This window comes from Spirochaetota bacterium, assembly GCA_030154445.1.
Classification (GTDB): domain Bacteria; phylum Spirochaetota; class Brevinematia; order Brevinematales; family Brevinemataceae; genus Brevinema_A.
This window is the reverse complement of record JAGUQW010000001.1, coordinates 20809-34264: the sequence shown is the minus strand read 5'-3', so window position 1 is coordinate 34264 and position 13456 is coordinate 20809. Positions and strand designations below refer to the sequence as shown.

11 protein-coding genes and 1 tRNA gene are annotated in these 13456 nt (G+C 27.6%); 7 read left to right on the top strand and 5 right to left on the bottom strand.

Going from position 1 to position 13456, the window contains the following annotated elements:
* The 3 genes from KFW21_00150 to KFW21_00140 form a co-directional block, all read left to right on the top strand.
* Positions 1-669 (top strand): hypothetical protein (locus tag KFW21_00150; protein MDK2817844.1); only part of this gene is annotated, 669 nt, incomplete at its 5' end.
* A gap of 108 nt (positions 670-777) precedes the next feature.
* Positions 778-3351, top strand: a complete 2574-nt coding sequence (gene mutS / locus KFW21_00145; protein ID MDK2817843.1) for a DNA mismatch repair protein MutS — start codon at positions 778-780, stop codon at positions 3349-3351.
* Positions 3351-4064, top strand: a complete 714-nt coding sequence (locus KFW21_00140) for a winged helix-turn-helix domain-containing protein (protein MDK2817842.1) — start codon at positions 3351-3353, stop codon at positions 4062-4064. The genes mutS and KFW21_00140 overlap by 1 nt, the downstream gene beginning before the upstream one ends.
* Here the strand turns inward: KFW21_00140 and KFW21_00135 are convergent.
* The 3 genes from KFW21_00135 to rny are packed head-to-tail and all read right to left on the bottom strand — an operon-like array spanning position 4030 to position 8179.
* Positions 4030-5025 (bottom strand): hypothetical protein, encoded by a 996-nt coding sequence (locus KFW21_00135; GenBank protein MDK2817841.1) that lies wholly within the window; start codon positions 5023-5025, stop codon positions 4030-4032. The genes KFW21_00140 and KFW21_00135 overlap by 35 nt on opposite strands.
* Before the next feature lie 27 nt (positions 5026-5052).
* Positions 5053-6600, bottom strand: coding sequence for an oligosaccharide repeat unit polymerase (locus tag KFW21_00130; GenBank protein ID MDK2817840.1), 1548 nt, complete (start codon positions 6598-6600; stop codon positions 5053-5055).
* Positions 6601-6634: 34 nt separating this feature from the next.
* Positions 6635-8179: a ribonuclease Y gene (gene rny / locus KFW21_00125; protein MDK2817839.1), complete on the bottom strand. Its 1545-nt coding sequence runs from the start codon at positions 8177-8179 to the stop codon at positions 6635-6637.
* 270 nt (positions 8180-8449) lie between these two features.
* On the opposite strand from rny, the gene KFW21_00120 reads away from it, so the two are divergent.
* Entirely contained in the window at positions 8450-9613 is a 1164-nt protein-coding gene (locus tag KFW21_00120) for a hypothetical protein (protein MDK2817838.1), read from the top strand.
* A gap of 72 nt (positions 9614-9685) precedes the next feature.
* Here KFW21_00120 and KFW21_00115 read toward each other — a convergent pair whose 3' ends face one another.
* A complete protein-coding gene (locus KFW21_00115; GenBank protein ID MDK2817837.1) occupies positions 9686-11029 on the bottom strand; it encodes a M23 family metallopeptidase in 1344 nt (447 codons plus the stop codon).
* 111 nt (positions 11030-11140) lie between these two features.
* A complete protein-coding gene (locus tag KFW21_00110; GenBank protein MDK2817836.1) occupies positions 11141-11659 on the bottom strand; it encodes a hypothetical protein in 519 nt (172 codons plus the stop codon).
* 324 nt (positions 11660-11983) lie between these two features.
* Between KFW21_00110 and KFW21_00105 the strand changes: the two genes are divergently transcribed.
* The 3 genes from KFW21_00105 (at position 11984) to ispH (ending at position 13455) form a co-directional block, all read left to right on the top strand.
* Positions 11984-12057, top strand: a tRNA-Val gene (locus tag KFW21_00105).
* A 74-nt stretch (positions 12058-12131) separates the two neighbouring features.
* The gene (locus tag KFW21_00100; protein MDK2817835.1) at positions 12132-12590 is read left to right on the top strand and encodes a dCMP deaminase family protein; all 459 of its coding nucleotides are present in this window, start codon (positions 12132-12134) and stop codon (positions 12588-12590) included.
* A gap of 1 nt (position 12591) precedes the next feature.
* Positions 12592-13455: a 4-hydroxy-3-methylbut-2-enyl diphosphate reductase gene (gene ispH / locus KFW21_00095; protein MDK2817834.1), complete on the top strand. Its 864-nt coding sequence runs from the start codon at positions 12592-12594 to the stop codon at positions 13453-13455.
* The last annotated feature ends 1 nt before the right edge of the window (position 13456 follow it).

Sequence of the window (13456 nt, the reverse complement as noted above, 5' to 3'; positions counted from 1 at the left end):
ACTAATGTAATTACAAATATAGCAGAATTAGTAGTAACAAATAGAATTAACAGAGCTTTTGATAAAACTAATGTAATTACAAATATAGTAGAAAAAGTTATAACAAATTTAATTAATATGCCAAATGGCGGGCTTAATATAGTAACCAATTTTATAGAGCATTTTTTGACTAATATTTACACTAATACAGCTACTCTTGTAGAAGTTGCTCCAGTAGAAACAGTAGTATCAATAATTCCACCTTCTACAGAAGATGATGTTCAAATTGATTTTATTTTAGAGCCTATTTATGCTAGTGCTATAGAAGAACCTCAAATTCAATATGTTTCACCTGAAATAGCCCGTTTAGAATACCAAGTAGCAAAATTTGCTGAACAATCAGCAGGAGTTGCGGGACAATATGGTTTTTCAGAAAATAAAGGTTTTGTTATTCGTATCGCTCAAGTGAAGGATTTATCTGTTGCTAATATTATTCTTAGAGATATTAATGAACTTCAATTAGATGTAGCTATTGGAATTTATTATAAAGAAGAACTTTATTTTCTTGAAATCAGATCAATTAAAGATAAAAAAAAGGCAGAAAAGATATCACAAGAATTATATCAGCTGGGATACACAGATATTCAAATGTTTGAACAATATGAAGTTATAGAATATCAAGACAATTAATCTAAAATAATTTTAAAATCAAAAAATCCCAATATATATTGGGATTTTTTGATAGATAATTTTTTATAAAAAATATATACTAAAAGATATTATTTCAATGAGGTTTACATGTCTAAAAAAACACCTATGGAATCACAATATGACTCAATTAAAAAAAATCATATGGATAAAATTCTGTTATTTCGTTTAGGAGATTTTTATGAAGTTTTTAATGAAGATGCATTAGAAACAGCTAAAATTCTTAATATTGCTCTTACAAAAAGAAGTGATAGACCAATGTGTGGATTCCCTTACCATTCTTTAGAACAATATGCTTACAAATTAGTAGAATCTGGTTGTAAAGTAGCTATTTGTGAACAAGTTGAAGATATATCTCAAGCAAAAGGTATTGTCAAAAGAGATGTAGTTTCTATATTAACTAAAGGAACTTGGTCTGAAAATCCTTTGCTTGATAGATCTGTAAATTCATTTCTAGCTATAGTAGTTTATACCGATCAAGAATTATCTATTGTTTTTGCTGATATTTCTACAGGTGATATTATTATACGATCTTCTCAAGAGATGAATCCTGTGGCCTTTTTATCAGATGAACTGATGCGTTATATGCCTGTAGAAACACTGTGTATGCATGAATTTTTCTATAATTTTTCTATAAAAGAAGAATTAAAAACACATCAAGAAACACTTCGAGTATTAGTAAAAGATTATTTTCTTGAAAACAATCTTTTTAAACTTTATATAAAAGCTAATAATATTAATCCGATGGATTTTTCTGATTCTCAACTATTAAGCTTAAAAGGACTTTTTACTTATTTGGAAGAAAATCATTTTGCAGAAGATAGTATAAAACACTTGCGTACTCCTATACAATTTAAAACAATGGATACTATGTTTATGAATGAAGATACGCTTAAACATTTGGAAATTGTTTATAATGCTAAAGATTTTTCTATGAAGGGAACATTATTTTCTATATTAAACAAATCAAAAACAATGCCTGCTGCTCGAAAATTAAGACGATTGTTAGTAGCACCTTCGGCACAATTATCTGATATTTTGCGACAACAAGCTCGCACAGAATATTTTATGAATCTTGCTGGGGGTTGTGGATCTATTCAAGATATTTTAAAAGGAATGAGTGATTTGGAACGATTAAGTGCTCGTTTGATAACGGGTAAAATTCTTCCAAGAGAGTGTTTGGCACTTGTGGATACAATAGAAAGATCAGAAAAGGTGAAAAATTTTCTAAAATCAGCAGTACCTTTTAATGATTATATGGCTACACTAACACCTTTAGAGGATTTTTGTTTTCTGATTTATTCTATGATTAATCCAGAATGTTCTAATTTGATAGATGGTCATGTGATAAGATCTGGTGTTAATATAGAATTAGATTCTTATAAAGATATTCTTGAAAATGGTAACAAATATCTTATTCAATTGCAAGCAGAAGAAAGAATCAATACAGGGATCAACACACTAAAAATATCTTTCAATAAGATATTTGGATACTATATAGAGATATCTAAAGTTGCATCAAAAAATGCTCCAGAGCATTATATTCGTAAACAAAGCCTTGTAAATGCAGAGCGTTTTTCTATTCCTGTTTTAGATGAGTTTGAAAAAAAAATATCAAAAGCAAGAGAAGCTGTTCTTCGTTTAGAAAGAGAGATATATGAAAATTTTGTAGCTAGTATGCAAATTTATTATGCTAAATTGATTCCTTTGAGTGAATTTATTACAGAGGTAGATTTGAGAAGTTCGTTAGCTATTGTAGCTAAAAATAATAGATATTGTAAACCAATTTTGAACGATGCTTTTGATTGGGATATAAAAGAAGGAAGACATCCTGTTATCGAAAAATTATTGGTAAAAGAAACATTTGTTGCTAATGATACAAATATTAATAAAAATTCTAGAATATCTATTGTTACAGGGCCTAATATGGCTGGAAAATCTACATACTTAAGGCAGAACGCACTGTTTGCTGTGATGGCTCAAATAGGAAGTTATTTACCCGTCGAATCGGCAACAATGGGAATTGTAGACCAAATTTTTACAAGAATTGGAGCTTCGGATGATCTCGGCGCTGGTCGTTCTACTTTTTTTGTTGAAATGCAAGAAGCTGCAATGATTATTGATAAAATTTCTCCTAGAAGTTTAGTGATTATGGATGAACTTGGTAGAGGAACTTCTACACTAGACGGTTTGTCTTTGGCATGGGCAATATTAGAACATTTACTTTTACACCCACATAAACAAGGAAAGGTGTTGTTTTCTACTCATTATCATGAATTGACGGAAATTGCTCGTTTTAATTGTGTGAAAAATTTATGTATGGCTATTAAAGAAAATAAAGGAAAACCTATCTTTTTAAGAAAAGTTATAGAAGGAAAAGCATCTAAAAGCTATGGAATACATGTTGCTGAAATGGCAGGAATTGATCCTAATGTAATTCGAAGATCAACAGATATTTTGTTACAATTAGAGCAAGGAACATTTTTTAATACAAAACAAACTAAAACAGATGATGATAATAATTTATTTAGTAAAGATGATATTTATACTATTCAAAAAGATAAGATGTTTGAATTTATTTCTAGTATAGATCCAAATTCATTAACTCCTTTAGATGCTTTAAGAATTATTTTTGAATTAAAATCAATAGAAAGGTCAAAATAATGAAAATTAAATTAAATATGATGAATTTAGAATTTCATGCATTAGCTGTAGGTTGTGCCTATCTTGATGTGAAAAAAATAGAAAAAATAGCAAAACAATATTATTTTCATTTATCTTTTTCTTCCTTAATAAACCCTGTTTCGACAATAAATTTCTTTACTGTATTTTTGATTTCCCAACATTATAAAAATTATCAAGAAATTATCAAAAATATTAAATTAGAATTTCCTAATACTATATGCGTAATAATTGTAGATGATATTACAGCTATGGATGATGTTATAATAACACAAGAATTATTTTTTATATTAAAAATTTCAGAAAGTAATATTTTGGAATACTATTATCATCAATTATGGCAGTGGCTTTTAGTATTGAGTTCCAAAAAATATAGTTTAGAAAATAATAATACAAATATTATTGTTGCTGAAGGAGTTTTGTCATTAATAGATGAAACATATTGTAAATATAATAGAACATACAGACTTACTAGAAAACAATTATCAATTTTGAAATTATTGTTGGAATATAGAGGACAAGTTGTTTCTCGAATAATTTTGTTAGATAGAATATGGATATCTGAATCTAAAGTAGTTACGGATCGGGTGATTGATACTAATATTGTAGCATTAAGAAAAATGTTTAATGATGATAGTCGAAATCCTAAATATTTGGAAACTATTTTTGGTCAAGGTTATCGATTGAAAATGTAATAAAATATTTATTCAAAACTTGATAGAGTCTTCTAAAATCGTGTTGTGTATGATAAGGTGAAAAATATAATATATTATCTTGTATATAAATTCCATGTTTTAAAAAAAATTGATTATCTAAATGGATATGACTTTTAGCAAATCCTTGATAGCATTTAAATTGAGGATGTGAAAATTTGAGAGTATGAGATAAGGAAAGAGAAACGAATAATTTAGCCCCTTCAAGGTACAAAATACCATCATCAAAAGAAGATGGAGCATAATCAATAGGTATATTACTGGCAAGAACTCCTATGCTTTTTCCACCAAAAGGTGTAGTAGTAATAAAATGGAGATAGTCTGATTCAAAGAAGTTTTCTTTTTTGATGTTTGGAGTACGAAATAAAAAACGACTGTGTATTTTTATAATAGGGATAGATATATTATTTATTTGAGTAGTTACTAGGTCATCATTAAATTCTTCTATTAATAATATATCAATATCTTTTATTTCTTGAAAAGGATCTATTTTTTTTAACAAAATAAGATGTGCTAATGGTGTTAATTGATGATATAATGCTTTTGTAGTATATCCAATACATATTTTGTTGCTCATCTTGAGCGTATTAATAACAGAAAGTATCATTTCTACAAAAGAAGTGTGAAATCCTATATGATTTAAATTAGTAATTTTTTGCCAATATTTTTGAGCTTTGAAAGTGAATTTATGATAAAATCCACAATTATTTAATCCTGAAGATAAAACATTTTTAATAAATTTTGTTAGTCTTTTTGGAGAATGTTCTGTAAAAATAGTACCATTATTCAAATTAAAATCAGTGTACTTATTTTCATCGATATCATAAAGATAAACACCTTTAGCTTTTTTTAAAATAAAATAATTAGAGTTAGATGGGAGTTGTTTTATATGACTAGCAGATTGTTTAAGAGAATAATTTTCTGGATTTGAGAAATGAGACATAAATTCCTCTTATGTATTAAAAAAAATTTATTGGGGTAAATTCCATGAAGATACCATATCTTTTCTAATATAAGTATTTTCTAGAACTTGTTGATAATTTTTTTCTATAAAAGGAAGAAAATTATTAGGATTAATAATTTTTTGTGTTGAAGAATAAAAAAATATTTCTGGTTGTAAATGTATTACTTTTTCATAAAAATTATAGTTATCTACAACAATATGAGCATAAAATAATGGTTTCCATTGTGTAGAATATAAACTAGTGTGCCACGGATAATTAATTACCGTTGGTTTTTTATTAGGATTTAAGATAGTTAGTTGTTTCATATAATTTGGGATAGTTATTTTTGAGGGATATAAAAAATATCTAAAAGGAATGTATGTTAAATTGATAAATAAAACTAATACTATTCCATAACTCATTACTTTTTTGAATAAAGGAAAAAATTGATAAAACAAAGGAAAATAACAAATAATAAAAGGCAAAAGATAGATATTATAAGAATCAGATCCAGATACTCTTGAAATTAAAAATCGAGAAATAATAGAAAGAAATCCAAAAAACATTAATGTGTATTCTATAGATGAAAGATTAAAATTTTGTTTTATGATATATTTTCTATAAATAAATATTATGAAACTAACTACACAAGAAATAATAAAAAAATAGTGTGTTACTATTGAATAACTAAGAGGAAATTTAAAATTATTACCAATCCCAAAAAATGATAAAAATATCAATATCATTTTTAAAATATCATTTGAAGAATCAAATGATATCAACCCATTTAACATAGTAAATTGAGTTGTTTTTGTATAAACCGTTAAAGGATAAATAGTATTCCAGTAAAGCCAGTCATTTAATGCATTTTGGGAGTATAAATAAATAATAAAAATACTGATGATACATAAAAATCCTAATGCAGCGATAGTACATTTGTAAAAAGCCGTGAAAATATTTTTATTAATCAAGATATCTTTTTGTAATACTAAAAACGGAATTATTAAAACAAGAGGTATTAAAATATGACTAATAGTAAAAGCTAAAGCTAATAATACACCGTATACAAAATAATTAAAATAACTTTGTTTTATAAAAGTTTTGTGTAAATATAATAAAAAAATGAAAACAAACAATATAGCAACTTGAGGTTGATTGATAAATAGAGAATGTTGATTTCCAAAAATAACACACAATATAGAAATACTTGTTAATAAACTTAATTTTTTATCATATAGTGAATTTGTTATTTTGTAGCTTAACGCTCCGATTCCAAAGTATAAAATACTCAATGAAAATCCATGCAATATAGGAAAATACTGTACAGTATCAAAAAAAAAGGCATAAGGAAAATATAAAAAATAATAAAATAATAAAAATCCTATATGTTTGGTATCTACAGCATCTTTATATAAAGTATTATTATTAAATAATACTTGAGAAATATTCAAATATATTTCTGCGTCTCCCCAATGTGAAAAATACATTCCTTGAAAACTTAAAAAAGAAAAAAATATTAAAATAAATAATATTATAAACTTGTAAGGATGGTTGTATACATATTTTAATTGCATTTATAATATCACCTTTTTTATTTTTCGAATTAAATTATTTTGCATATTCTGTAACACGCATTTCTCGAATAAGTGTTACTTTTATCTGACCAGGATATTGCATAGTATCTTCAATTTTTTTAGCAATATCTCTGGCAATAAGATAAGCTTGCTCATCAGTAACTTTTTCAGGCGTTACAAATACACGAACTTCACGCCCTGCTTGAATAGCAAAGGCTTTTTCAACACCTTCACAAGAAAGTGATAATTCTTCAAGTTGTTGTAAACGCTTGATATAATCATCGAATGATTCTCTTCTTGCTCCAGGTCTTGCAGCAGATAAAGCATCACAAAGCATTACAATAGAACCTTCTATATGTTTACATTCTTCTTCGCCATGGTGACAAGCAATTGCGTTGACAATTCTATCACTTAATCCAAACTTGCGTGCTACTTCAGCACCCAAGATAGCATGACCACCTTCTCCAGTAGATTTGATAGTTTTACCAATATCATGTAATAAACATGCTATTTTTGCAGATTCTATATCAATATTTAATTCACCTGCAATCATACCGCCAATATTTGCAACTTCTATAGAATGTTTATAAACATTCTGTCCATAGCTTGTTCTATATTTAAGTCTACCAATGTAAGGATAAAGTCCTCTTGGTAAATTTAGTTTTAGTTCTTGACAAGCTTGTTTACCAGCTTCTACAATTTCTAAATTAATATCGTTTTGAATTTTGTTTACAACTTCTTCAATCCTTGTTGGGTGAATACGACCATCTTGAACAAGTTTTTCTAAAGCAATACGAGCGATTTCTCTTCTATATGGGTCAAAAGAAGAAATAACCACGATTTCAGGAGTATCATCAATAATTAAGTCTACCCCTGTGATGGATTCAAATGATCTAATATTTCTACCTTCACGACCAATAATACGCCCTTTCATATCATCACTTGGAAGATTTACTGTTGTGATAAATTTTTCTGTAGCAATTTCTACAGCATTTCTTTCTAAGCTTGTAATTAGGATTGCTTTTGATTTTTGATCAGCTTCTTCTCTAGCTTCTTCTTCAATTTTTTGAACTAAAGGCACGGCTTCTTGTTTGGCTTCATCAACTATTTTACTGATAATTTGTTGCTTTGCTTCATGGGCAGATAACTCAGCAACTTTTTCTAAAGCGTGTAAATGTTCTTGTTTTGCATCTACTAATTCTTTTTGAAGATTTTTATTATCTTCTTCTTTTTCACTAAGAGTCTTCTCTCTTTTTTCGATTATATCGAATTTTTTCTCTAAGGAGTCTTCTTTTTGTACTAATCTGCGTTGCATTTGTTGGATTTCATTATTTCGTTCACGGGATTCTTTATCGAATTGTTTTCGTTCTTCAAAAACTTTATCTTTTGCTTCTAAGATAATTTCTCTTTTACGTGATTCAGCATTTTTTTCTGTATCTTCAAGTAATCTTTTAGTTTGTTGTTCTACAGATTTGCTTGAAAGTTGAGCGATAATTAATCGAATGAGATAACCGGATAAAATTCCTATTAATGCAACAATAATCATTAGTATTGAAGATCCTGTCGTTAATTGGTTCATAAGTTCTCCATAATTTGACAGTAATGTTATTGTTTTTCTAAAATTGGTTAATTAAAAATATAATGCCCATAGTATTTTTATAACCTCATATAAATGATATATGTTGTAATATTATATAACTAATATTGCTTTTTTGTCAATACATTTTTTATGTTATTTTTAGACAATTTTATTAGATATGTTCATAAAATATTATAACAAATTATTTTTTTATCTTGATTTTAAATGTTTTATCTGTAATAATATATTGTATTTATTTTAGGAGATCTTATGCGTTATTTATCTATCTATGGAGCTGAAGGATTTAGAACTTTTATGGGAGTTTTAAATGGGAAATTAGCATACACTCCCGATAGAGTGCCTCTTATTGATCCTGAAATTGTTATGGAAAGAGACTATGCACTTCGTCTGCATGAGGTTGTAGCTGCTTATACAGATCAACATCCAAAATTAAAAGATGTATTACCTATTATTTCTAATAATATTGGGACTTTGCATAGTATTTCTACTAATTGTTCTGTATGGCGTCCAAAAAATCACTTATCATTATTAGCGGAATTATTACTGGCAGGATTATTTGAAAATTTTCTTCCTGAAGAAATGAATAAAAATTTATATTTTTTAGCTAATGGAGATGATACAGGAATTGCGTTTCAACAAGCTTTTTCTTTAGAAAAAAAAAATATTCTGATCCCTTTAGATAATACAAATGGTACGCCCCTTGAAACAGAAAATACTAATATTTTTTCTATTGATACAACAGATAAAACTCTTAAGGAACAGTTATTAAAACAACAAAGTTTGTATTGTGATCAGAAAAATATTTTTCGTATTGTAGGTCATATAGCGACGATGATAGAAGCCTTGCATGCTACAGAAGAAAAAAGACAACGCTTTTATAATGATATAGTGAGTTTAGTGATTCCTGCTGATAATATGGAATATGTATTAGCTGCTTATTATTTGTCAAAATCTAAATTCCCTATTAAAAATATTTATGCTATTTCTACAGAACATAGAATGGTTCACAATTTTCTTGATAAAGGAGAATTTAAAATCAATGATCTCGTAGCTTATGAGAAATTAGAAATTTCCTTAGATAGAATGTTATTTGAAGCAGCCCGAGGATCTTCCGAAAAAGTAGTGTTTTGGAAAAAAGAATTAGCACAACATGGATCTTTTAAAGTAGATTTCAAAACATTACAATCAATTCAATCCAAATTCAAATCACAGTTTGCTACCAAATCATATTACGAATCTGTACTTGAAGAATTCAAACAAAAAACTGACATTGAAGCAACAAAATTTGCTTTAACAGGGTATAAATTATCTCAAGATTTATCAGAACATGTACTTATATTTGATGCGGTAAATCCTTCTTTACCAATACAAAAAGCATCTTTAAAACCTTTTACACAAAAAGATATTTTATAAATTAGTCATTAAAAAAGATCTCCCTATTTATAGAGAGATCTTTTTTTTGTTATAATTATGATATTTATAAAATTAATTAGTAATATTTTTGATATACTCGCTAGCTTCTTTTAGAGGTTTATGAAAAATTTTATCGATAGAATTTGCTGTAATCCATTCTTTAGGCTCAACGAACATCCCTTGAATAAATATAGATAGATGCAAATGATCTCCTGTAGATTGACCCGTTGTGCCACTGATAGATATCTGAGTACCAGCCTTAACTTTTTGCCCTTCTGTGACTAATATTTTTGAATTATGAGCATAAAGAGAATAGGTATTTAATCCATGATCAATAATAACAGATTTCCCATTTCCACTATACCAATCGGCATATATAATAGTTCCATCGAGCAAAGCGTATATAGGTGTGTTTTTATAAGAAGCATAATCGAGTCCTCGATGTACAGAAGTACGGACTTGTTTTTTTTGATAAAAATATTTACGTTGATCCCCATAAGTAGCAGTAGTGATAGCATTACTCATTGGAAGAGCTGGTTTTGAAAATATGAGAGGTTTTTTAATAATTTTTTTAGCATTTTCTGAAAAAGATGTTCTAGTTTTATTCCAACGTTCAAAAGTTCGTTGTTGTGCTAGAATTTTATTAATTTCTGTTATATTACCTTCAAGTTTTGCAGCTTGTTCTTTGGATAATTCTAGTTCTTTTGCTTTTTGTTTGGCATAATCTTTTGGTAAATTAATAACACTTTGTTTATATTTTCTACTTCGAGGAGTTACTTTAGATAATATCAATGTATTGGTATTACCAGCTTTATCCATTGCTAATATGTATTGATTAGTCCATTTAGTTGAATGATCTGTGTACCAAGCAAATAAAATAGTATAGAAACCATCTTTTTGAAATGTTTGAGGATAAAAAGCAATATTATTTTCATCTAGAAATGCTAGCGTACTTAAATTGTTATATTTTTCACTTTCTATTACTACTAATCCTGCCCCCCCATGTTCTACAGAGTCAGATGCAGAAATTAGAGATAGTTTTGGTGGAGAAGTTTTTTTAGTGATTTTAGTGATAGAAGAATTTAGAGGCCATGATTTTTTTGTATTAATAATTTGAAGATTAAAATTATTAATAGAATTTAAAATAGAAGTATCTTCGAGATAAAAAATATATTGATTTTCATTTTCCATATTTTTAGAGATATCTTTTTTTAGAGATATCTTTTTTTTATTAGGAAGAATAATTGCTAATTCGTAATATTTCCCTATTTTGATATCTAGTGCTAGCGGAGTTATACCATTCCAATTAAATGCTTGGACTTTCCCCCAATTATTAATTGTTAATGGAAGGGATATACTGTAAGTAAAAATTGGTAGGAGCGCTATACATAATATGATAATACGAGAAATAGTCATAACAAAGTATCCTTAAAAAAAAATGATTAAGAGTTAGATATCAATAAGGCTATAACTAAATAGATAGTTATAGCCTTATCTTGTATATAATATAAGTTTAATAAAAAAAAATTATCTTTTTAGATCTACTTTTGTTGCAAATGGTGTTGAAAATCCAGATTCCCAATTGATATTTTCGGCTTGGAATGTATTTACTTCCCATGCATATTCTGTGTCTTTTTTTGTAAGAAGACGGGTATTATCAGAAGGTGCTTTATGAGCAACGCTTAAGAGTCTTTTTCCTGTATTTACAATTCCATGATAAGTGTAGACTTTCTTTCTACTATTTATAGAAGGCTCTGCAGATGCGTACACAGCTTGTGATCCATTAAGAACTTCTTGTAAGAAAAATTCAGTTTCACCTAATTTGAAAAATCCAGATCCATCTACTGTAAATGTTTTACCATCTATCATTTCATAAGTACCCTGTATATCTCTAATAAATGAGTTTTTGTGAGGATCACTTTGTTTAATGGGTGCTGACTGGCGTTGGAATACCATCTTTTCTACAGATTTATCTACTGTTTTACAGGCACTTAGTAAAATGATTGTTATTATCATTAGTAATGGGTTGGTAAATTTCTTTGACATAATAAGACCTCCATCTAAAATACTATATAATTTTATTTTTAATTTACTATAATCAAATTTTCTATTAATAAAATAGAAAAAAATATACTAAAATATAAGTTATTATACATTTTTTTTATATAATAATCAATAGTTTTATATAAAAATATAATGATGACTAATTGTAGTATGATTTTATTTAGTTATGCATAACTACAAATTGTTATTAAGACACTTTAAGTATTTAAATATTTCGGATATATTATAGGTAATCTTAAATAAACTTACTATTTTAATTGATTTTTTTTTAGTGATATGTTATAATTATTTCTATTAATTAAAAAAGGGTGATTAGCTCAGTTGGTTAGAGCACCTGCTCGACATGCAGGGGGTCAATGGTTCGAATCCGTTATTACCCAATACAACATAAGAGAGCTATATAGTTCTCTTTTTTTTATATTTTAATATCATGTTATCAATGAAGGGTTAGCAAATGTATAATAGAGATCAATACTTTATGGAACACGCTTTAGTGACTGCTAAAGCATCGAAATGCACTTATTTTCAAGTAGGAGCTGTTATTGTAAAGAATGATAGAATCATTTCTCATGGCTATAATGGTACTCCTTCTGGTTTCCCTGAAGATTGTTCAGATCATTTTTGTGGAGATCCTACGGAGAGAGAGGCACATCATATTTTTTCCGAAAACACTACTATTCATGCTGAGATGAATGCTCTTTTATGGGCTGCTCGTGAAGGTATATCTGTCGATGAATCTGTCCTATATACAACATTACAACCGTGTCAAAATTGTATCAAATCAAGTGTTGTTGCTGGAATTAAAAAAATCATTTATTTGAATCCTTATGATAAATCAAATTCATATTCTCAAGAATTCTGTGCTAAAGCTGGTATTGAACTAATAAAATTAGAATTATTGTTGGAGAAATAAAATGATTGTTATTGTACCAAAAACATCTGGTTTTTGTCCAGGAGTTAAGAGAGCAGAAGATGGTGTTTTCAAAATAAAAGAAACATCTAATAAAGTCAACTTACATGGACCGTTGATACACAATCAAAATTATATCTCTATGCTTCAACAACATAATATTAGTTCTGTAGCTATAGATAGCTTGTCTCAAGGAGATACTTTGGTTATTCGTACTCATGGTATTTCTCGTCATGAAGAAAAAACACTTGCTGACAAATTTGTTCTTAAGGACTTGACTTGTCCTATTGTAAAAAGAGTACAAAAAAATGTAGAAAAAGCAGCCAATGATAATTCTTTTGTAATTATTTCTGGCAAAGCTGATCATGCAGAGGTTCAAGGTTTAGTTAGCTATGCTCAATGTTTTCTAGTAATAGAAAGCAAAATAGAGTTGGATCTTTTTATCAAAGACTATCATAAAGTAATTCCTAAAGAGTGTCAGCGTATTTTTATTATTTCTCAAACTACGCATTCACGGGAATTTTTTGAAGAATTATGTACAACGATACAACAAAATATTTCTCATCTACCTATTACTGTAAAAGATACAATTTGTTCTATTACTGAAAATAAAGAACAAGAATCTATTCAATTACAGAAAGATGTTGATTTCACTATAGTTATAGGAGATCCTACTAGTTCTAATTCTAAAAAATTATACGCTATCTTAAAAAAAGCATCAAAAAATACTATTTTTATTCAAAATTTGATACATCTTCAACAACAAGGAATGTCATGGAACAATATAAATAAAGTATTAGTGGTTTCTTCTACATCAACACCATTATTTATTGAAAAAGAAATTGTAGATTATCTGGAAAAAATATAGA

Bases quoted from the DNA above. Each gene is read 5' to 3' on its own strand.
- mutS (MDK2817843.1), top strand. From the start codon at position 778: ATGTCTAAAAAAACACCTATGGAATCACAATATGACTCAATTAAAAAA.
- KFW21_00140 (MDK2817842.1), top strand. From the start codon at position 3,351: ATGAAAATTAAATTAAATATGATGAATTTAGAATTTCATGCATTAGCT.
- KFW21_00135 (MDK2817841.1), bottom strand. From the start codon at position 5,025: ATGTCTCATTTCTCAAATCCAGAAAATTATTCTCTTAAACAATCTGCT.
- KFW21_00130 (MDK2817840.1), bottom strand. From the start codon at position 6,600: ATGCAATTAAAATATGTATACAACCATCCTTACAAGTTTATAATATTA.
- rny (MDK2817839.1), bottom strand. From the start codon at position 8,179: ATGAACCAATTAACGACAGGATCTTCAATACTAATGATTATTGTTGCA.
- KFW21_00120 (MDK2817838.1), top strand. From the start codon at position 8,450: ATGCGTTATTTATCTATCTATGGAGCTGAAGGATTTAGAACTTTTATG.
- KFW21_00115 (MDK2817837.1), bottom strand. From the start codon at position 11,029: ATGACTATTTCTCGTATTATCATATTATGTATAGCGCTCCTACCAATT.
- KFW21_00110 (MDK2817836.1), bottom strand. From the start codon at position 11,659: ATGTCAAAGAAATTTACCAACCCATTACTAATGATAATAACAATCATT.
- KFW21_00100 (MDK2817835.1), top strand. From the start codon at position 12,132: ATGTATAATAGAGATCAATACTTTATGGAACACGCTTTAGTGACTGCT.
- ispH (MDK2817834.1), top strand. From the start codon at position 12,592: ATGATTGTTATTGTACCAAAAACATCTGGTTTTTGTCCAGGAGTTAAG.